This is a genomic window from Cellulomonas taurus (genome assembly GCF_012931845.1).
GTDB lineage: Bacteria > Actinomycetota > Actinomycetes > Actinomycetales > Cellulomonadaceae > Cellulomonas > Cellulomonas taurus.
In genome coordinates, this window is the sequence record NZ_CP051884.1 from 2,595,573 (window position 1) to 2,613,385 (window position 17,813).

Annotated in this window: 23 protein-coding genes; 14 read left to right on the forward strand and 9 right to left on the reverse strand. The window is 73.2% G+C overall.

All coding sequences use genetic code 11. The features are described 5' to 3' along the window. Positions 1–111: 111 nt before the first annotated feature. The 6 genes from HGK68_RS11980 to HGK68_RS12005 all read left to right on the forward strand — a co-directional run bounded on the left by HGK68_RS11980 (position 112) and on the right by HGK68_RS12005 (position 5,588). The gene (locus tag HGK68_RS11980; protein WP_169166166.1) at positions 112–927 is read left to right on the forward strand and encodes an AraC family transcriptional regulator; all 816 of its coding nucleotides are present in this window, start codon (positions 112–114) and stop codon (positions 925–927) included. Further along, entirely contained in the window at positions 924–1,703 is a 780-nt protein-coding gene (locus tag HGK68_RS11985) for an aldo/keto reductase (RefSeq protein ID WP_169166167.1), read from the forward strand. Before HGK68_RS11980 ends, HGK68_RS11985 begins: the two co-directional genes overlap by 4 nt. Further along, entirely contained in the window at positions 1,700–2,716 is a 1,017-nt protein-coding gene (locus HGK68_RS11990; protein ID WP_169166168.1) for a M15 family metallopeptidase, read from the forward strand. The genes HGK68_RS11985 and HGK68_RS11990 overlap by 4 nt, the downstream gene beginning before the upstream one ends. 124 nt (positions 2,717–2,840) lie before the next feature. Beyond that, entirely contained in the window at positions 2,841–4,136 is a 1,296-nt protein-coding gene (locus tag HGK68_RS11995; RefSeq protein ID WP_169166169.1) for a Glu/Leu/Phe/Val family dehydrogenase, read from the forward strand. A 49-nt stretch (positions 4,137–4,185) separates the two neighbouring features. Beyond that, a complete protein-coding gene (locus tag HGK68_RS12000) occupies positions 4,186–5,208 on the forward strand; it encodes an LLM class flavin-dependent oxidoreductase (RefSeq protein ID WP_169166170.1) in 1,023 nt (340 codons plus the stop codon). 29 nt (positions 5,209–5,237) lie between these two features. Continuing rightward, positions 5,238–5,588, forward strand: coding sequence for an META domain-containing protein (locus tag HGK68_RS12005; RefSeq protein WP_169166171.1), 351 nt, complete (start codon positions 5,238–5,240; stop codon positions 5,586–5,588). A 19-nt stretch (positions 5,589–5,607) separates the two neighbouring features. Here HGK68_RS12005 and hemQ read toward each other — a convergent pair whose 3' ends face one another. The 4 genes from hemQ to HGK68_RS12025 form a co-directional block, all read right to left on the reverse strand. Next, positions 5,608–6,357, reverse strand: a complete 750-nt coding sequence (gene hemQ, locus HGK68_RS12010; RefSeq protein WP_169166172.1) for a hydrogen peroxide-dependent heme synthase — start codon at positions 6,355–6,357, stop codon at positions 5,608–5,610. Further along, entirely contained in the window at positions 6,354–7,586 is a 1,233-nt protein-coding gene (locus HGK68_RS12015) for a ferrochelatase (RefSeq protein ID WP_169166173.1), read from the reverse strand. Before HGK68_RS12015 ends, hemQ begins: the two co-directional genes overlap by 4 nt. A 71-nt stretch (positions 7,587–7,657) precedes the next feature. Continuing rightward, positions 7,658–8,179, reverse strand: a complete 522-nt coding sequence (locus HGK68_RS12020; RefSeq protein ID WP_169166174.1) for a flavodoxin domain-containing protein — start codon at positions 8,177–8,179, stop codon at positions 7,658–7,660. Positions 8,180–8,320: 141 nt separating this feature from the next. Continuing rightward, positions 8,321–8,788: a MarR family winged helix-turn-helix transcriptional regulator gene (locus tag HGK68_RS12025; protein ID WP_169166175.1), complete on the reverse strand. Its 468-nt coding sequence runs from the start codon at positions 8,786–8,788 to the stop codon at positions 8,321–8,323. Between the two features lie 63 nt (positions 8,789–8,851). Here HGK68_RS12025 and HGK68_RS12030 point away from each other — a divergent pair, with 63 nt between their 5' ends. Genes HGK68_RS12030 through HGK68_RS12040 form a run of 3 tightly spaced genes read left to right on the forward strand, consistent with a single transcriptional unit; the run spans position 8,852 to position 10,425 of the window. Next, positions 8,852–9,403, forward strand: a complete 552-nt coding sequence (locus HGK68_RS12030) for an NYN domain-containing protein (protein WP_169166176.1) — start codon at positions 8,852–8,854, stop codon at positions 9,401–9,403. A 9-nt stretch (positions 9,404–9,412) separates the two neighbouring features. Continuing rightward, complete coding sequence (locus HGK68_RS12035) at positions 9,413–9,982, forward strand: DUF1697 domain-containing protein (protein WP_169166177.1); 570 nt, start codon at positions 9,413–9,415, stop codon at positions 9,980–9,982. Continuing rightward, positions 9,979–10,425 (forward strand): HIT family protein, encoded by a 447-nt coding sequence (locus HGK68_RS12040; protein WP_169166178.1) that lies wholly within the window; start codon positions 9,979–9,981, stop codon positions 10,423–10,425. The genes HGK68_RS12035 and HGK68_RS12040 overlap by 4 nt, the downstream gene beginning before the upstream one ends. Positions 10,426–10,434: 9 nt before the next feature. Here the strand turns inward: HGK68_RS12040 and HGK68_RS12045 are convergent, their stop codons facing one another. After that, entirely contained in the window at positions 10,435–11,250 is an 816-nt protein-coding gene (locus HGK68_RS12045; protein WP_246260340.1) for an SDR family NAD(P)-dependent oxidoreductase, read from the reverse strand. 172 nt (positions 11,251–11,422) lie between these two features. On the opposite strand from HGK68_RS12045, the gene nhaA reads away from it, so the two are divergent. Beyond that, the gene (nhaA, locus tag HGK68_RS12050; protein ID WP_246260342.1) at positions 11,423–12,742 is read left to right on the forward strand and encodes a Na+/H+ antiporter NhaA; all 1,320 of its coding nucleotides are present in this window, start codon (positions 11,423–11,425) and stop codon (positions 12,740–12,742) included. Between the two features lie 250 nt (positions 12,743–12,992). Here the strand turns inward: nhaA and HGK68_RS12055 are convergent, their stop codons facing one another. From HGK68_RS12055 to HGK68_RS12070, 4 genes are read right to left on the reverse strand one after another with little or no spacing between them, the layout of a single operon-like run. Beyond that, positions 12,993–13,550, reverse strand: coding sequence for a DsbA family protein (locus tag HGK68_RS12055; protein ID WP_246260344.1), 558 nt, complete (start codon positions 13,548–13,550; stop codon positions 12,993–12,995). Between the two features lie 17 nt (positions 13,551–13,567). Then, positions 13,568–14,596, reverse strand: coding sequence for an NAD-dependent epimerase/dehydratase family protein (locus HGK68_RS12060; RefSeq protein ID WP_169166181.1), 1,029 nt, complete (start codon positions 14,594–14,596; stop codon positions 13,568–13,570). Then, positions 14,593–15,099: a hypothetical protein gene (locus HGK68_RS12065; RefSeq protein WP_169166182.1), complete on the reverse strand. Its 507-nt coding sequence runs from the start codon at positions 15,097–15,099 to the stop codon at positions 14,593–14,595. Before HGK68_RS12065 ends, HGK68_RS12060 begins: the two co-directional genes overlap by 4 nt. Further along, positions 15,096–15,263 (reverse strand): hypothetical protein, encoded by a 168-nt coding sequence (locus HGK68_RS12070; protein ID WP_169166183.1) that lies wholly within the window; start codon positions 15,261–15,263, stop codon positions 15,096–15,098. Before HGK68_RS12070 ends, HGK68_RS12065 begins: the two co-directional genes overlap by 4 nt. Before the next feature lie 77 nt (positions 15,264–15,340). Between HGK68_RS12070 and HGK68_RS12075 the strand changes: the two genes are divergently transcribed. Genes HGK68_RS12075 through HGK68_RS12090 form a run of 4 tightly spaced genes read left to right on the forward strand, consistent with a single transcriptional unit; the run spans position 15,341 to position 17,745 of the window. Continuing rightward, the gene (locus tag HGK68_RS12075; RefSeq protein ID WP_169166184.1) at positions 15,341–15,769 is read left to right on the forward strand and encodes a hypothetical protein; all 429 of its coding nucleotides are present in this window, start codon (positions 15,341–15,343) and stop codon (positions 15,767–15,769) included. Beyond that, positions 15,766–16,995 (forward strand): Nramp family divalent metal transporter, encoded by a 1,230-nt coding sequence (locus tag HGK68_RS12080; protein ID WP_169166185.1) that lies wholly within the window; start codon positions 15,766–15,768, stop codon positions 16,993–16,995. The genes HGK68_RS12075 and HGK68_RS12080 overlap by 4 nt, the downstream gene beginning before the upstream one ends. Further along, a complete protein-coding gene (locus HGK68_RS12085; protein WP_246260346.1) occupies positions 16,992–17,393 on the forward strand; it encodes a hypothetical protein in 402 nt (133 codons plus the stop codon). Before HGK68_RS12080 ends, HGK68_RS12085 begins: the two co-directional genes overlap by 4 nt. Beyond that, positions 17,380–17,745, forward strand: a complete 366-nt coding sequence (locus tag HGK68_RS12090; protein WP_169166186.1) for a PRC-barrel domain containing protein — start codon at positions 17,380–17,382, stop codon at positions 17,743–17,745. Before HGK68_RS12085 ends, HGK68_RS12090 begins: the two co-directional genes overlap by 14 nt. Positions 17,746–17,813: the final 68 nt, after the last annotated feature.

The following is a 17,813-nucleotide window of genomic DNA, read 5'->3' on the forward strand; positions in this document are numbered from 1 at the left end:
CGATTCGCGCGCTCGGCCGGTGGGCATCGCCTAGCTGCGCCCCAGCCGTGCCCGCCGTGCCTCACCGCGCGCAGCCGCGTACAGCTACGGAGCGCCTACGCTGCCCGGATCATGCCGCACCGTCCACCGCTCGCCCCGTCCCCGCTGCTGCGCGCCCTGACCCCTGCGTTGCTCACCCTGGCCGAGGACCTGACCGGCACCATGTTCTGCGTCAAGGACACCGAGGGGCAGTACGTCCTGGTCAACGACGCCTTCGTCCGCCGCACCAACGAACGTTCCCGGCGCGGGGTGGTCGGGCGCACGGCGGTCCAGCTCTTCGACCCGCTGTTGGCGGCCCGGTACGACGCCCAGGACCGCACGGTGCTGACCGAGGGCCGGGAGCTGCGCCGCGAGCTGGAGCTGATCCGCCGCCCCGGTGGCACCCCCGGCTGGTACCTGACCTCCAAGAGCCCGGTCCGCGCGGAGGACGGGACCGTCCTCGGCCTGGTGTCGATCTCCCAGGCACTGCGCGGACAGGACGCCGACCCGGAGACCATCGCCTCGCTGCACCGGGTCGCCGACCTGGTCCGGGAGCGGATCGCCGCGCCGCCCAGCGTCGCCGACCTCGCCACCGCCGCCGGGTGCTCGGCCGCCACCCTGGACCGTCGGCTGCGCCGGGTGTTCGGCCTGTCCCCGCAGCAGTACGTGCTCCGGGCCAGGGTGGATCACGCGGCGGCGTTGCTCGGCGGGACCGATCTCCCGGTGGCCGAGATCGCCGGGGCGGTGGGCTTCTACGATCAGGCGTCCTTCACCCGCACCTTCGGCCGGCTCACCGGCGAGACCCCCGCCCAGTTCCGCCGTGCAGCCCGGGACGCCGATGCCGGTCAGCCGGCCACCGCCGGTCTCCCGTGGCCGACACCGCCGGCTCGGGACACGATGGGGACATGACCGCAGCGAACATTCCCACCATCCAGCTGCCCGGCGGTGCGATGCCCCTGCTCGGGCTCGGCACCTGGCAGTCCGAGGGCGATGACGCCGAACGCGCCGTCATCACCGCCCTGGAACTCGGCTACACCCACATCGACACCGCGACCGGCTACGGCAACCAGGCGCAGGTCGGCCGGGCGCTGGCAGCCGTCGACATCGACCGGGACCACGTCTTCGTCACCACCAAGCTCCCGCCGGACCACGCGGGCCGCGAGCGCCAGACCCTCACCGAGTCGCTGGCCGAGCTGGGCACCGACCACCTGGACCTGTGGCTGATCCACTGGCCGCCGAACAAGCAGGCGACCCCGGAGACCTGGCAGCAGTTCATCGCCGCCCGGGACGAGGGCCTGGTCCGCAGCATCGGTGTCTCGAACTACTCCATCGCGCAGATCGACGAACTGATCGCCGCCACGGGTGAGGCGCCGGCGGTCAACCAGATCCCGTGGAGCCCGACCGACTGGGACGCCGACCTGGTCGCCGCGCACCACGAGCGCGGGGTGGCGATCGAGGGATACAGCCCGTTCAAGCGCACCGACATGTCGGCGCCGGTGCTGACCGAGATCGCCGAGGCGCACGGGGTCAGCCCGCAGCAGGTCGTCCTGCGCTGGCACATCGACCACGGCATCGTGGTGATCCCCAAGTCGGTCCACCGGGAGCGGATCGAGTCCAACCTGGACGTGCTCGGCTTCCAGCTCTCCGCCGACGAGCTCGCCCGGATCGACGCCCTCGGCGCGTGACCTCGCCGTCGGCACCGGACCCGGTGGGAAGCGAGGGAACTCGCCCGCCGGGTCCGGAGCCCGCGAGCCCGGCGGGCGAGTTCCCTCGCCGCGCGCGACGACTCGGCCGCCGCCACCGACGCCGCACCCGACTGGTCGCCGCCGCTGCCGCGCTGCTGCTGGTCGCCAGTGCCGCCGTCGGCGCCGGGTGGGCCCTCACCCGCGCAGCCGGCCCGGCGCCCATCGACGCCGACGCCCTCGCCCTGTCCGCCACACTGACGGCCGCCGAGCAGGACTTCCTCGCGGACCGGACCAGGGCCGCCGACCTGGACGCCGCACGTCGGGGACTGGAACGCCAGGCCGAGCGAACCGCCGCGGCAGCAGCCGCAGCAGCCGAGGCCGAGGCCGCCGCACACGCTGAGGCCCTCGCCGCCGCCCAGGCGGCCGACGCCCAGGCAGCCGCGGACGCCGCAGCGCGGGAGCAGGAGAACGCCCGCGCCTCGGCCGCACCGCCCGGTGCCCCGACCCACCCCCGGATCGCCGGCTGGGTCGACGGCCGCCCGGTCGACTCGGCCGGGAACGTCCTCTGGGTCACCTCCGTGCCCACCGCCGACGGCGACGGTTCCAACGGCCACATGCCCGCCGCCGCGATGTGCGCGATCGGCTGGGGCACCGACCAGCTCGGCTTCACCCAGTACCTGCGCTGCGACGCCGCCGACGCCCTCACCGCGCTGAACGACGCCTACCGCGCCGCCTTCGGTGCCTCCCTCGACCTCGACCTGACCTACCGGTCGTACGCCGACCAGGTCGCGATGAAGGCCGCCCTCGGCGGACTGGCCGCCACGCCGGGCACCTCCAGCCACGGGCTCGGTCTGGCCCTCGACGTCCAGGAGTGGCCCGAGACCTACGGTTTCGGCACCGAGCGCTACCAGTGGCTGGTCACCCACGGGCCGACCTACGGCTGGTACGCGCCGGAGCGGGTGCGGGAGGGGCAGCCGTTCGCGGAGTACTGGCACTTCGAGTACGGCGGCTGACCGGGACGCCACGCTGTGGCCGCGCCCCCGCTGTGGCACAGTGACCGCATCCGGTGGCCACCCGCCACAGGCGGCGCGACGAGGCACCGCCCGGGGGCCGCCAGCTGCCCAGGAGGCACCGCAGATGAGCCCCGTGTCCGTCCCCGATCCGCACACCCCCGCGGCTCCGGCACCGACCCGCACCTCCCCGTTGGACACCGCCCAGGACCAGTTGAGCTCGGCGGTCCGGCTGCTCGGCTACGACGAGGGGTTGCACGCCATGCTGGCCACCCCGCGCCGGGAGCTGCATGTGGCGGTGCCGTTGCGCCGGGACGACGGGAGGATCGAGGTGCTGTCCGGGTACCGGGTGCAGCACAACATCTCCCGGGGGCCGGGCAAGGGTGGTCTGCGGTACGCCCCCGGGGTGGACATCGACGAGGTGCGCGCCCTGGCGATGTGGATGACCTGGAAGTGCGCGGTGGTCGATCTGCCCTACGGCGGCGCCAAGGGTGGCGTGGCCATCGACCCGCGCGGCTACTCGACCGCGGAGCTGGAGCGGGTGACCCGGCGGTACACCTCGGAGCTGATGCCGGTGATCGGCCCGGAGCGGGACATCATGGCCCCGGACATCGGGACCACCGAGCAGACGATGAGCTGGGTGATGGACACCTACTCGGTCAACACCGGCTTCACCACGCCGGGGGTGGTCACCGGCAAGCCGTTGGCGGTGGGCGGTTCGCTGGGCCGGGCCACGGCGACCTCGCGCGGGGTGGTGCATGCGGCCGAGGCGGCGCTGGCCGATGCCGGGACCGGGCTGCCGGAGGTGACGTGCGCGGTGCAGGGCTACGGCAAGGTCGGGTCGCACGCGGCGCGGTTCCTGGCGGACGGCGGTGCCCGGGTGGTGGCGGTCAGCGACGAGAACGGCGGGGTGTACGCCGCCGACGGCCTGGACCTGGCGGCCCTGCAGCGGCACGTGGCCGAGACCGGGTCGGTGGTCGGTTTCCCGCAGGCGGAACCGATCGACAACGACGCGCTGTTGGCCCTCGACGTGGACGTGCTGGTCCCGGCGGCGGTGGAGAACGTGCTGGACGCCGAGTCGGCGGCCCGGGTGAAGGCGCGCTGGGTGGTCGAGGGCGCGAACGGACCGACCACCTCCGAGGGCGACCGGGTGCTGGCCGAGCGCGGGATCACCGTGGTGCCGGACATCCTGGCCAATGCCGGTGGCGTGGTGGTGTCCTACTTCGAGTGGGTGCAGGCGAACCAGGCCTACTGGTGGACCGAGGCGGAGATCGCGGAGAAGCTGGCGCACCGGATGCGGACCGCGTACCAGGCGGTGGCGACCAGGGCTCGGGCGGACGGGATCACCCTGCGGGATGCGGCGCTGGTGATCGGGGTGTCCCGGGTGGCCGAGGCGCACCAGCTGCGGGGGCTGTATCCCTGATCGGGCCGGGGTGGGAAGCAGCGACGGGCGGGGGACGTTGCGACCTGATGTGACCGATCAGCGCAACGTTCCCCTGTCCGTCCTCGATCTGTCCGGTGTCGGCACCGGACGGACCACCGCCGATGCCCTCGCCGACTCGACCCGTCTGGCGCAGGCGGCCGACCGGTTGGGCTTCCACCGGTTCTGGGTCGCCGAGCACCACTCGATGCCGGCCGTGGCCTCCACCTCGCCCGCCGTGCTGATCGCCCATCTGGGCGCGCACACCGAGCGGATCCGGCTCGGGTCCGGTGGTGTGATGCTGCCGAACCACCCGTCGCTGGTGATCGCCGAGCAGTTCGCGATGCTGGAGGCACTGCACCCGGGGCGGATCGACCTGGGGATCGGCCGGGCACCCGGCGCCGACCAGATGACGGCCTCCGCCCTGCGCCGCACCGGTGAGGAGGACTTCCCGGCCGAGCTGGTCGACGTGCTCGCGCTGCTGGGTCAGCCCGCCGCCGGGCTGGCGCCGAGCCCCGCCGCGACCCGATTGATCGCCACCCCGTCGGCCAGCGGCACGCCGCAGGTCTGGCTGCTCGGGTCCAGCCTCTACAGCGCGCAGCTCGCCGCCCGGCTCGGCCTGGCGTTCAGCTACGCGCACCACTTCAACACCGGCCTGACCGAGCAGGCGGCGGCCGCGTACCGCAGTGGCTTCCAGCCGTCCGCCGTGCTGGACCGGCCCCGGTTCATGGTGTCGTCCTCGGTGATCGTCGCCGACTCCGAGGAGCGCGCCGCCTGGCTGTCGGGTCCGAGCCGGGTGATGATGCTGCGGCTGCGCACCCGGGGTCCGTTGGCCCCGGTGGTCACCCCCGAGGAGGCCGAACAGCTGCTGGACACGCTGGAGGCCGACCCGGACGGTCGGGCGATCATGGCCCAGATCCCGGGCACCCAGATCACCACCACCGCCGGACCCGCCGTGGCGGCGCTGCGCGAGCTGGTGGACCGGGTGGACGCCGACGAGCTGATGCTGACCGCGACCACCTATGACGTCGCGGACCGGATCACCACCCTGGAGCAGATCGCCGAACGCTGGTGAGCACCCGCCGCCGATGACATCATCGGCGGATGGACGAGGTGGTCGGTCGCAGCTGGATGGTCGCGGATCTGTCCGGGGCGGTGGTCGGCGACCGGCCGCCGGTGCTGCACTTCGAGCAGGACGGCCAGGTCTACGGCACCGGCGGGGTGAACCGGGTGCGCGGCACCTGGACGCTGACCGACGGCCACCTCACCTTCGGGCCGATCGTCGCGACCCTGATGGCCGGTCCGCCGGAGCGGATGGCGGTGGAGCGGGCGATCCTGGGCCTGCTCACCGCCCCGCTGACCGTCACGGTGGCCGAGGACGAGCTGCTGCTGTCCGCGCAGGACGGGCGCACCGCCCGGCTGGTCCCGGCGCCGCCGGAGTCCGAGCTGCTGTAGCCGGGCTCCGGCGGGACGTTCAGGCGCGCGGCTGGCGCTCGGCCCACTCCGCGAGGTCGACCTTGGGGCCGGTGTAGAACGGGGTCTCCTCGCGCACGTGCAGCCGGGCGCCGGTGGCCCGCAGGTCACGCATCAGGTCGACGATCCGGTGCAGTTCGTCGGCCTCGAAGCCGAGGATCCACTCGTAGTCGCCCAGGGCGAAGGACGACAGGGTGTTCGCCCGGACGTCCGCGTAGTCCTTGGCGGCATGCCCGTGCTCACGCAGCAGCTCGCGGCGCTCGGCCTCGGGCAGCACGTACCACTCGTAGGACCGCACGAAGGGGTACACGCACAGGTAGGCGCGGGGGTCCTCACCGGCGAGGAACGCCGGCACGTGGCCCCGGTTGAACTCGGCCGGACGGTGCATCGCCGCCACCGACCACACCGGGAGCAGGTGGGCGCCCAGGGCGCTGGCGCGCAGCCGGTGGAACGCCTCCTGCACCGACTCGATGCTCGGGCCGTGCCACCACACCATCAGGTCGGCGTCCGCCCGCAGCCCGGCGACGTCGTACCAGCCGCGCACCACCAGGTCCTCCGGCCGGTCGTCGCCGGTCAGCGCGTCCAGCACCTCGACCACCGCCTGCTTGCGGGCGGTCTCGTCGGCGGGCAGCGGGCTGGCGACCTCGAACACTGCGAACATCGCGTACCGGAGGGCGCCGTTGATCTGCTCGGCCATCTCCGGGCTGTGTCCGCCGGGCTCGTGGGTGCCGTGCTCGTGGGTGGTGCTCATCGGGTGGTCGTCTCCTGAGTGTCGTCGCGGCCCGCGTCGTCGCGGCCCACCTGATCCGATCCGGCGGTCGCCGGGATGCCGGTGTCCTGTCCTGCGCGCTGGAAGCAGCAGCCGGCCGCGCACCGGTCCGGCCACGGTCCGAGGTCGCCCACCGTGACCGGCTCGACGTCCTCGCCGCGCTCCCGGGCCGCGCGCTCGACGATCATGTCGACCAGCCCGGAGACGAAGGGCGTCCGGGTGGAGGCCGACCCCGCCCGCACCGCCGTGATGCCGAGATCCCGCGCGGTGGCCATCGCCTCGGTGTCCAGGTCGAAGGCGACCTCCATGTGGTCGGAGACGAAGCCGATCGGCGACATCACCACCGACCGCACCCCGGCACCGGCGCGCTCGGTCAGCACGTCGTTGATGTCCGGCTCCAGCCACGGCTGCTGCGGCGGGCCGGACCGGGAGCAGAAGGCCAGGGTGTGCTCCGGCGCGACCCCGAAGCGCTCGGCGACCAGGGCGGCGACCTCGCGGGCGACCTCCTGGTGCTGGGTGACGTAGGACGGTCGGCGGGCACCGGACCCGGCCTCCATCGCCAGCGGGATGGAGTGGGTGACGAACAGCAGCGGCGCCTCGGACAGCAGGGCGGTCACCGGAGTGCCGGTCTGCTCGGCGAGCGCGACGTACGCCTCAATCACCGCATCCGCATTGGCCCGCACGAAGCCCGGGTTGTTGAAGTAGTGCCGCAGCTTGTCGACCCGCACGCCCGCGGTCCCCTGGTCGCCGGTGGGGTCGGTGTCGGCGGCGCCGAGCTCCCGCAGCGATGCCGCCAGGTGCTCGCGGTACTGGCGGCAGCCGGAGAACGACCCGTAGGCGCTGGTCACCACCGCGAGCACCCGCTGGTGACCGGCATCGCGCAGCGACTGGAGGGCGGCGTCGGTGAACGGCTCCCAGTTCCGGTTGCCCCAGAAGATCGGCACGTCCAGCTCGCGCTCGTCCAGCTCGTCGCGCAGCGCGGCGATCAGGGCACGGTTCTGGTCGTTGATCGGGCTCCTGCCACCGAACAGCGCGTAGTGCTGGCTGACCTCGATCAGGCGTTCCTCGGGGATGCCCTTGCCGCGGGTCACGTTCCGCATGAACGGGAGCACGTCCTCCGGCTTCTCGGGGCCGCCGAAGGACAACAGGAGCACAGCGTCGTACGGGGCGAGCGACGACGTCGTCGTGGGGGCTGAAGTCACGTCCAGCATCATGACATCGCGAACTGACCGAGGATTTCCGAGGACCGGTTCCGCGGCCGTGATCTTGTCCTGACGGGGTGTCAGCTACTCGGGACCGCCGGGGCGGGTTCCGGCATGACAGCCAGCTGACCAGCGATGTCGCCCGCCCACGCGGCGACGGCGACGAAGTCCCGGTGGTCGCCCTCCTTGGCCCGTGCCCCCGCGATCAGGGCACGCTCGGCGAAGGCGAGCTCGCTGCGCTGCAACCGCCCGGCGAAGGACCGGTGGCCCAGCGCGCCGATCCGCTCGCGCAGCGCCAACAGCTCGTGCGGCGAGTTCGCGGAGGCGGCCGGCTGGGTGGCCAGACCCGAGGAGAACAGCCACACCGGTCGGGCGCGCAGCTCGTCCTGCCAGCGCTTGGCGAAATCGCGGGCGGCGGGCAGCCAGTGGGCCGTGTACACGGCGGACCCGAGCACCACCACGTCCACGTCGTCCAGGCTCTCGACGTCCTCGGGCGCACATTCCCGCACCAGATGACCGGCATCGGCCAGCACGCGACCGACCGCGGAGCCGATCTCGGCGGTGGCGCCATGGCGCGAGGCCACGGTGACCAAGACTCGCATGGGGTCCCCCTCTACGGCTGATCCGGGGCGAGGTACGCACCGGTTCCGACCATCGTGCGTGCCGCGGTCCGCCGGGTCGTGGGCCGGAGGTCCCCACTTGCCGCGAATCACCGTGGCGCCGGTCACGATCGGCGCCGCAGGTCAGTCCGCCCGGCGCAGCTCCGGGATCGACGGCTGCGCGTGCCGGAGCCGACCGGTCACCTCCTGCAGCGTCCGCAGACCGGCGTCGTCCAGGGCACCACCGACGTAGTGGGCGATCGCCTCGACATGCCGCCGACCGACCTCGCGCTGCAGAGCGGCACCCTCCTCGGTCAGGGTGACCAGCACACCGCGTCCGTCCTCCGGCGCCCGGTCCCGGCGCACCCACCCGGCCGCCGCGAGCCGTTCCACCATCCGGCTCAGGCTCGGCTGGCTGAGCAGACTGGACTCGGCGAGCTCGCGCAGCCGCAGCCGCTGGTCGGCGGCACCCGAGAGCGTGAACAGGACGTCGTACTCCCGCATCGTGATCCGGTCCCAGATCGGGTCGCGCTGCAATCGGCGCATGATCGCGACCTGGGCGCGGAACAGCTCCTCCCACGCCGCTGCCGCCAGCCGCTTGTCGCCGGTCATCGCCGCTCCCTCACCTGAGTCCACGAGCGCCATCATCGCCGAGGCGGCCGTACGCTGGGCCGCATGACCACCACCTACGTCCTGGTCGACGGCGAGAACATCGACGCCACCCTCGGGTCGTCGATCCTCAACGGTCGACCCACCCCGGAGCAGCGACCCCGGTGGGAGCGGGTGCTGGACTTCGCGGAGCGGGTCTGGGACCAGGACACCAAGGGGTTGTTCTTCCTCAACGCCACCAGCGGCACGATGCCGATGGCCTTCGTCCAGGCCCTGCTCGCGATCGGGTTCCAGCCGATCCCGCTGTCCGGTGAGGGCAAGGTCGTGGACATCGGTATCAAGCGCACCCTGGCGGCGCTGGCCGACCGGGACGGCGACGTGCTGCTCGCCTCGCACGACGGCGACTTCGCGCCGGAGATGGAGACCCTGCTCGAGGACGAGGACCGGCGGGTCGGGCTGCTCGCGTTCCGGGAGTTCACCAGCAGCCAGCTGTCCCACCTGGTGGAGGACGGGCTGGAGACCTTCGACCTGGAGTCGGACGTCAAGGCGTTCAACGTGACGCTGCCCCGGCTGCGGATCATCCCGCTGGACGAGTTCGACCCGCTGCGGTTCCTGTAGGGCCGGCGCGTGGACACCGACGTCCCCGTCGTCGCCCTGCTGCAGGCGGTCAACCTCGGTCGCTACGGCACGGTGCCGATGCCGCGGCTGCGCGAGGTCACCGCCGCGCTCGGGCACCGCGACGTCTCGACCTGGTTGGCGACCGGCAACCTGATGCTGCGTCCGCGACCGGACTTCACCGGGGACCGGGCCGCGCTGGTCGCCGAGCTCACCGACCACCTGCGGGCGGAGCTGGACCTGCCGCTCGGGATGGTGGTACGGACCCTGCCGCAGCTGGAGGCGGTGATCGACGCCAACCCGTATCCGCAGGCGGCGGCCGACCGCCCGTCCAAGCTGCTGGTGATGTTCTACGACGCACCGGTCACCGCCGGAACGCCGGATCTGAGCGCCTACGGCCCGGAGTCGACCACCTTCCACGGCGAGGAGGGCTACATCGACTACGTGGACGGGATCGGCAGGTCCCGGCTGACCGGCGCGGTGCTGGACCGCACCGCCGGTGCGAAGGGCTCCGGGCGGAACTGGAACACCGTGCTCGCGGTCACCCGCAAGCTGCGGGAGCTGGGTACCGTGGCCGGATGAGCACCCTGTTCACCCGCATCATCGCCGGCGAGATCCCGGGCCGGTTCGTCTGGGCGGACGACCTCTGCGTCGCCTTCGGCACGATCGCGCCGATCACCGACGGGCACATGCTGGTGGTGCCCCGCTCGGAGGTACCCCGGTTCACGGACGCCGACGACGACCTGCTCGCGCACCTGAGCCGGGTCGCCAAGCGGATCGGGACCGCCCAGCAGCAGGCATTCGACGCACCGCGGGCCGCGCTGCTGGTCGCCGGGTTCGAGGTGCCGCACCTGCACCTGCACGTGCTGCCCGCCTGGGGCGAGGGCGAGCTCAGCTTCGCCAACGCGCGCCAGGACGTGCCGGGCGATCAGCTGGACGCGTCGGCCGAGCGGGTGCGGACCGCACTGCGTGACGCCGGGCACTCGGCGTTCGTTCCGGCGGCTCTGGGGTCGGCGAGCCGCTGACGGCGGGGCTCAGGCCACCGGGTCGTCATCGCCCCAGGCGGCCAGCCGCAGGGTGCGCGCATCCGCCGCGACGATCCGCTCCGCGTGCGCGAGCAACGACTCCTCGGTGTCGGTCCCCGCACGCACGAACCGGCCGGACAGCGCGTCCAGGCGACCGGAGCCGAAGGCGTCGATCAGATCGACGCTGGCCTCCACCGGGGTCCACTCGGCGCGACCGTCGTGCAGCGGCATCGCCTGGGTCATGTCGGTGACCACGACACCGGGGGCGACGTCCAGCACGCGCACGCCCCGGTCGGCGACCTGGGTGTGCACCATCGTGGTGAGCCGGGCCAGGGCGCCCTTGCTGATCCCGTAGCCGGTGTAGACCGGCGAGGGCCGGTGACCGGAGCCGGAGTTGATGTTGACGATGTGCCCGGCACCGCGGGCGAGCATCCCCGGCAGCGCGGCGTGGGTGACCAGCAGCGGACCGCGGACGTTGACCTCGATCACCCGCCACACGTCCTCGACGTCGTCGGCTGCCAGGTCGACCTCCTGACGTTCGATCACCCCGGCGTTGTTCACCAGCAGACCGATCCCGCCCAGGCCCTGCTCGGCGGCGGCCACCACGGCGGTGACCTGGTCGGCGACCGTGACGTCGGCGGGCAGGGTCAGCACGGTGCGGTCGGGGTGCGCGGCGCGGATCTCGGCGGCGACCGCGTCCAGGTGCTCGGCGGTGCGACCCACCAGGGCCAGCTCCCACCCCGCGGCGGCCAGTCCCCGGGCCAGGCCGCGGCCGATCCCCCGTCCGGCGCCGGTGACGAGTGCGGTACGCGGCTGGTTGCTCATACCGACCATCGTCGCATCGCGCTGGGCATACTGGCCCGACCAGCGACGTTGGCACCGGTCGGACACCAACCGATCAGCAGAGCAGGGAGCCGCCCGTGACGACCGAACCGTGCCCGCACCGATGAGCGGGCCCCTGACGCCGGGGCCGTCACTGCGGGTCCGTCTACCGTCGGTGAACCCCTCGGTGCGGGACTTCCTGGCCACCGAGGCCGGGTCGGCGCTGGCCCTGCTCGCGGCGACCGTGCTCGCCCTGCTGTGGGCGAACAGCCCGTGGTCGGCGGGCTACGACGCGCTGTGGTCCACCTCTGCCGGCTTCCACCTCGGGTCGTGGGGGCTGGACCTGAGCCTGCACCACTGGGTGAACGACGCCGCGATGGCGGTGTTCTTCTGCGTGGTCGGCCTGGAGATCAACCGTGAGGTGACCAGCGGGGAGCTGCGGGACCGGCGCACCATCGCGGTGCCCGCGCTCGGGGCGCTCGGCGGTCTGGCGGTTCCGGCGCTGATCTACCTGGCGTTCAACGGCGGCGGCGAGGCGGCACATGGCTGGGGGGTGGTGATGAGCACCGACACCGCGTTCCTGGTCGGCGTGCTCGCGCTGTTCGGACCCGCCTGCCCGGACCGGCTCCGGCTGTTCCTGCTCACGCTCGCGATCGTGGACGACATCGGGGCGATCACCGTGATGGCGGTGTTCTACACCGACGGGGTGAACTGGGCGGCGCTGGGGATCGCGGCGGTGCTGGTGGCCGGGCTGGTCGCGCTGCGCTGGCTCGGCGTGTGGCGGCTCACCCCGTACGCGCTGCTCGGGATCGCCCTGTGGTTCGCGGTGAACGCCTCCGGCGTGCACGCCACGCTGGCCGGGGTGCTGGTCGGCCTGCTGCTGCCGTCCCGGTCGATGGCCCGCGAGCACGTCGAGGACGTCCCGCAGTGGGCGGACGGGCTGGTCGCGGAGACCACCGCCGACCGTGAGCACCTGACCGAGCTGGCGGCGCGGGCCGCGGTCCCGGCGAGCGAGCGGCTGCAACGTCTGCTGCACCCGTGGAGCGCCTTCGTGATCGTCCCGGTCTTCGGCCTGGCGAACGCCGGGGTGCGACTGGACGGGGACGCACTCCGGGCGGCGGCGACCTCCCCGGTGAGCATCGGCGTGGCGGTCGCGCTGGTGGTCGGGAACACCATCGGGATCACCGGTGCCGCCACGATCGCGATCAGGACCGGGCTGGGTCAGTTGCCGGGCCGCGTGCGCTGGGGACACCTGCTGGGCGGAGCGGTGCTGGCCGGGATCGGCTTCACGATCTCGCTGTTCATCGCCGAGCTGGCATTCGAGGGGGCGATCCAGGAGCAGGCGAAGATCGGCATCCTCGCCGGGTCGCTGATCGCCGCGGTGCTGGGCAGCGTCCTGCTGCGGGTGCTGGGCAACAAGCTGCCGCTGTGCTCCCCGGAGGAGGACCTGCCGCCCCGGCTGCCCACCGGGCCGTGGGCGGTCGGCTCGGTCTAGTCGGGCAGGGCGCGTGTCGCGGGTGGCGGGTGGCGGACGGGCCTCGCGGGGGGGGGCACGACGTCGGCAGTTTCGGACAAGTGCGGCCCGGCGAAGTGCCGACCTCGGGCGCGAAATGCCGACCTCGGGCGCCAAGTGCCGACCTCGGGCGCGAGGTGCCGACCTCGGGCGCGAGGTGCCGACCTCGGGCGCGAGGTGCCGACCTCGGGCGCGAGGTGCCGACCTCGGGGGTGGGGCAGGGGGCGGCGGGCTAGGCGGGTAGGGCGCGGCGCAGGGCGGGCAGGGTGAGGGCACCGCTGTACGGCTCGCCGTCGATGAACAGGGTGGGGGTGCCCGCGACGCCGAGGTCCAGGCCCGCGACGTAATCGGCCTCGACCCGATCGGCGAACCGCTGCGCGGCGGCCCCGGTCACCGACTCCGGGTCCACGCCGACCGTCCTGGCCACCGCGCGCAGGTCGGGCTCGGTGAGGCGGTTCTGCTGGGCGAACAGGGCACGCTGCATCGGCCAGAACAGTCCCTGCTCGGCAGCCGCCTCCACCGCGAGCGCCGCGATCAGCGCGTGCGGGTGCACCTGGAACAGCGGGAAGTGCCGCCACACCAGGCGCACTCCCCCGTCGGACTCCGCGACCAGGCGGCGCAGCGGTTCCTCGACCTGGCGGCAGTACGGGCACTCGAGGTCGCCGAACTCGGTGACGGTCACCGGCGCATCGGCGGCGCCCAGGATCAACCGGGCCGGTCCCTCCGGGTGCACGGCCGCCTCCGGGAGTCCGCCGGGTCCCGCCTCGCACCGTTCCTGATCTGCGCTCACCGCTGCATTGTGCGCGCTCAGGGCTTCAACGGCGGACTGGCGGTGCCCGCGCCGTCGAACAGCCCGGCCAGCAGGTCCCGCATCGCCTGCACCGAGGACCACCGGGGGCGGAAGTCGAGCTCGCGTTCGGCCCGGGAGTAGTCGAGCAGCGGCGCGCCGGCCGCCATGTCGAACCAGCCCGGGCCGATCGGAGCGAGCCGGGCGTGCCACGCGGCCCACAACGCGCGACGCACCGGGGCGTGCGGCACCTCGCGCCAGTTCGCGCGGGAGAGCACCTCGGCGACGTCGGCGGCCCGGATCACCCCGGTTCCAGCCAGGTTGAACGCGCCGGTCGCCTGCCGCACCACCACTTCCCGGATCCCGTCGGCCAGGTCGTCGGCGTGGATGGCCTGGACCCGCAGGCCCTCCGGCCAGGGGAGCACCGGCAGTCGGCCGTTCAAGACCTGCCGGGGCACGAAGGGCCCGAGGAACAGGCCCTTGATCTCCGATCCGGCTGCCCGTTGGAAGACCAGGGCCGGGCGAACCCGGGCGATCCTCAGCTCCGGGTGCCGTCGCTCCGCCTCGTCCAGCAGCCGCTCCTGCGCCGCCTTGTCCTGGCTGTAGTCCGAGGTGCGGAAGCCGTCGGTGACCCAGGACTCGTCCCGCGGGATGTCGTCGTGGACCGGGCTGTACGCCCCCACCGAGGAGATCACCGCCAGATGCGGGACCCCGGCGCGGACGGTGGCCTCGATCACCCGGCGGGTGCCGTCGACATTGACCCGGCGCAACCGGTCCCGGTCGTGGCTGGGCTGGATCGCCCAGGCCAGGTGCACCACGGCGTCCGCCCCGGCGAAGGCCCGGCGCAGATGCTCCACGGTGCGGTCCTCGGGTCCGGTCGCCCCGATGTCGACCGGCCACCACTCGGCCACGTCGTAGGGCGGTGGCGGGGTCGTGTGCGGCACCCGGCGCGCGACCGCCCGCACCGAGGTGATCGACTCGTCGCCCCGCAGGCGGCGCAGCACCGCGGTGCCGACGTTGCCACTGGCCCCCACCACCACGACCCTCATGCCTGTGCTCCCCCTCCGGTTCTGAATGCCTGTTGCCGGGCGCGCTCGCCGAGCCGGGTCAGCGTGGCGATCTGGGCGTCGGCGGCCGCGATCAGCTCCACCGGCTTGGCCGGGTCCAGGCCGAGGTCGGGCGCGTACACCCGCAGGGTCTCCCACAGGCCGCGCTTGGCGGTGACCGCCGCCCGCATCAGGTCGATCTCCAGCACCGCCGTCATCGGCGCGCTGGCGGCGATCCGACCGTTGGGCTTGAGCCGACCGACCCGCTCGACCAGCGAGGTCGCCACCTGCTTCCACCGATGCGGGGTCAGGCCCCACTGCTGCATGGACCGTTCCAGCCAGTCCCGCTCATCCGGGATGTCGCTCGCGAGCTGCGCCAGCTCGGGACCCAGCGGGGTGTCGGCGAAGTCCTGCGCCATCCGCTGGATCCGGGCCGACCCGGCGGACGCACCCGAGAGATGGTCGGCCAGGTAGATCCGCAGCTGCTGCCGATCGACGCCGGTCACGATGTGGATCGCGGGTTCAGGTTGTCCGGGTCGGCGTCGGTGTCGCCGTCCGAACCCTCGTGGTCGCCCTCTGCCTGAGCGCCGGTGCGGGGGTTGAGCATCTCCGGGTCGCTGTCCGGGTCCTGCTCGGGGTCGTAGGGCTGGGTGCTGTCGTCGGTGGTCATGTCCTCACGGTGGCACCGGGTCGGCGGGTCCGCACCCGCAGATGCGGGCCGCCCGGGATGCGCGCACGATGCCGGTCATGGCGTGGCGACGGCTGCTGACGACGGTGCTGGTCGCGCTGCTGTGCGGCTGCGCGGTGGGCGAGCGACATCGTGACCCGGCGGAGGTGACCGCAAGCGTGCAGGACGCCGGCGACCAGGCGGCCTCGGCGGTGGCCACGGTGCGCACGGCGGTGGAGCTGCTGCGCGACGACCGGCTCGCGGTCACGGTGGCCGACACCACCCAGGCCGACTCCATCCGGGTGTTGGAACAGGCGACCCGGACGCTGACCACCCTGGCACCGCCCACCCCCGGCACCCGGCACACCCGCGACGACTTGCTCGCGGCCGTGCAGCAGGCCACCACCGCCGTGGTCGCCGCCGGGGCGTGGATCGCCGGTGACCGCACCGGCAGCCCGGACCAGGTCCTGGCGATGCTCGCGGAGGCCGAGACGGCGGTGTCGGGATGAAGCGCCTGCTCGGGGTCGCCCTCGGGGTGCTGACGGCGATCGGCGGCTTCCTCGACATCGGTGACCTGGTGACGAACGCGGTCGTCGGGTCCCGGTTCGGCCTCTCGCTGGCGTGGGTGGTGGTGGTCGGGGTGATCGGCATCTGCCTGTTCGCCCAGATGTCCGGTCGGGTGGCCGCGGTCAGCGGCCGGGCCACCTTCGAGATCATCCGGGAGCGGCTGGGGCCCCGGACCGCACTGGCGAACCTGTCCGCCAGCTTCGTGATCAATCTGCTCACCCTCACCGCCGAGGTCGGTGGCATCGCCCTCGCGCTGCAACTGGCCAGCAGCGTCGAACCCCGTCTGTGGGTGCCGGTGGCCGCGCTGGCGGTCTGGCTGGTGGTCTGGCGCACGAAGTTCCAGCTGATGGAGAACGTCACCGGGCTGCTCGGGCTGTGTCTGGTGGTGTTCGCAGTGGCCCTGTTCCTGCTCGGACCCGACTGGGGCGATCTCGCCTCGCAGGCGCTGGCCCCGGTGATCCCGGAGGGCGAGACGGCGCCGGTGTACTGGTACTACGCGATCGCCCTGTTCGGTGCCGCGATGACCCCCTACGAGGTGTTCTTCTTCAGCTCGGGCGCGGTCGAGGAGCGGTGGACCAGGAAGGACCTGTCGCAGTCCCGGCTCAATGTGCTGGTCGGGTTCCCGCTCGGCGGCCTGTTGTCGTTGGCGATCGCGGGGTGTGCGGCGGTGCTGCTGTTGCCGCAGTCGATCCAGGTCAGCTCGCTGTCCCAGATCGTGCTGCCGGTGGCCGAGGCGGGCGGCAAACTGGCGCTGACGGTGGTGATCGTCGGGATCGTGGCCGCGACCTTCGGCGCCGCGCTGGAGACGACGCTGTCCGGCGGGTACACCCTGGCGCAGTACTTCGGCTGGTCCTGGGGGAAGTTCCGCCGCCCGGCGCGCGCCGCCCGGTTCCACCTGGCGATGATCGTGGCGTTGGTGGTCGGGGTCGGGGTGCTGATGACCGGGGTCGACCCGGTGCGGATCACCGAGTACTCGGTGGTGTTCTCCGCCGTCGCGCTGCCCCTGACCTACCTGCCCATCCTGGTGGTGGCGAACGACCCGGAGTACATGGGCGACCAGGTGAACGGCCGGGTCACCAATGCCCTGGGGTCGATCTACCTGGTGCTGATCCTGGTCGCGAGCGTGGCGGCGATCCCGCTGCTGATCGTCACGGGGGTGGGGGCATGAGACGGCGACGCATCCGACCGGCGCCGGGGGCGGCGTCCCTGCTGCCGGAACCGGACCAGCCGGGCCGGGTGCTGGACGCCCGGCTGCACCTGCTGGACCGCCTGATCCTCGATCGCACCGGGGAACCGGTGACCACCGTCGCCGATGCGGAGATCGACGGGCAGGAGGTCCCCCGGGTGACGGCCGTGCTGGCCGGCCCGGTGCTGGCCACCCGGATCTTCGGCGGCACGCCCCCGGCGTCCCGGTGGGAGCGGATCCCCTGGTCCGACGTCACCGAGGTCGGCACCACGCTCCGGGTGGGCTCGAACGCCGACGACCTGACGGTGAGCTGGGTCGAACGCTGGGTCCGGGACCGGATCATCGCGCGCATCCCCGGAGGGCGTCATGCTCCTGAGTGACCTGCTGGACCTGCCGGTGTTCGACGAGGGGCGGCAGGTCGGCTACGTGGTGGACGTCCGGCTGGTGCTGGACGGCCCGCCGGTCGGCCCTCTGGCGGCGCCCCGGCTGCACGGGCTGCTGGTCAGCCCGCGCACCGGCGGTTCGTTCCTGGGCTACGAACGCTCCGACGTGTCGGCGCCGTGGCCGATCGCGCACTGGCTGCGCTGGCGGCACCGCGGCACCTTCCTCGCGCACTGGACCGACGTCGAGCGCGCCGACGGTGACGGGGTGCTGCTGCGACCCCGCGCGCCCCGCTACCGGGCGGCGCTGACCGGACCCACGCCCGCCCGACCCGCAGGCACTGAGCGCTGAGAGTCGATTCGGTCGTTACCATCGGTGACGTGTCTGAGGTCGATGTCGCCCTGGTCGGCGGTGGCGTG

What these genes read in the sequence shown, in the direction of transcription:
- HGK68_RS12030 (WP_169166176.1), top strand. Translation starts at nt 8,852, where the DNA reads ATGACCACCACCTACGTCCTGGTCGACGGCGAGAACATCGACGCCACC.
- HGK68_RS12070 (WP_169166183.1), bottom strand. Translation starts at nt 15,263, where the DNA reads ATGACCACCGACGACAGCACCCAGCCCTACGACCCCGAGCAGGACCCG.
- HGK68_RS12020 (WP_169166174.1), bottom strand. Translation starts at nt 8,179, where the DNA reads ATGCGAGTCTTGGTCACCGTGGCCTCGCGCCATGGCGCCACCGCCGAG.
- HGK68_RS11985 (WP_169166167.1), top strand. Translation starts at nt 924, where the DNA reads ATGACCGCAGCGAACATTCCCACCATCCAGCTGCCCGGCGGTGCGATG.
- HGK68_RS12080 (WP_169166185.1), top strand. Translation starts at nt 15,766, where the DNA reads ATGAAGCGCCTGCTCGGGGTCGCCCTCGGGGTGCTGACGGCGATCGGC.
- HGK68_RS12085 (WP_246260346.1), top strand. Translation starts at nt 16,992, where the DNA reads ATGAGACGGCGACGCATCCGACCGGCGCCGGGGGCGGCGTCCCTGCTG.
- HGK68_RS11980 (WP_169166166.1), top strand. Translation starts at nt 112, where the DNA reads ATGCCGCACCGTCCACCGCTCGCCCCGTCCCCGCTGCTGCGCGCCCTG.
- hemQ (WP_169166172.1), bottom strand. Translation starts at nt 6,357, where the DNA reads ATGAGCACCACCCACGAGCACGGCACCCACGAGCCCGGCGGACACAGC.
- HGK68_RS12075 (WP_169166184.1), top strand. Translation starts at nt 15,341, where the DNA reads ATGGCGTGGCGACGGCTGCTGACGACGGTGCTGGTCGCGCTGCTGTGC.
- HGK68_RS12015 (WP_169166173.1), bottom strand. Translation starts at nt 7,586, where the DNA reads ATGCTGGACGTGACTTCAGCCCCCACGACGACGTCGTCGCTCGCCCCG.
- HGK68_RS12040 (WP_169166178.1), top strand. Translation starts at nt 9,979, where the DNA reads ATGAGCACCCTGTTCACCCGCATCATCGCCGGCGAGATCCCGGGCCGG.
- HGK68_RS12005 (WP_169166171.1), top strand. Translation starts at nt 5,238, where the DNA reads ATGGACGAGGTGGTCGGTCGCAGCTGGATGGTCGCGGATCTGTCCGGG.
- HGK68_RS12025 (WP_169166175.1), bottom strand. Translation starts at nt 8,788, where the DNA reads ATGACCGGCGACAAGCGGCTGGCGGCAGCGGCGTGGGAGGAGCTGTTC.
- HGK68_RS12060 (WP_169166181.1), bottom strand. Translation starts at nt 14,596, where the DNA reads ATGAGGGTCGTGGTGGTGGGGGCCAGTGGCAACGTCGGCACCGCGGTG.
- HGK68_RS11995 (WP_169166169.1), top strand. Translation starts at nt 2,841, where the DNA reads ATGAGCCCCGTGTCCGTCCCCGATCCGCACACCCCCGCGGCTCCGGCA.
- HGK68_RS12045 (WP_246260340.1), bottom strand. Translation starts at nt 11,250, where the DNA reads ATGAGCAACCAGCCGCGTACCGCACTCGTCACCGGCGCCGGACGGGGG.
- HGK68_RS12090 (WP_169166186.1), top strand. Translation starts at nt 17,380, where the DNA reads ATGCTCCTGAGTGACCTGCTGGACCTGCCGGTGTTCGACGAGGGGCGG.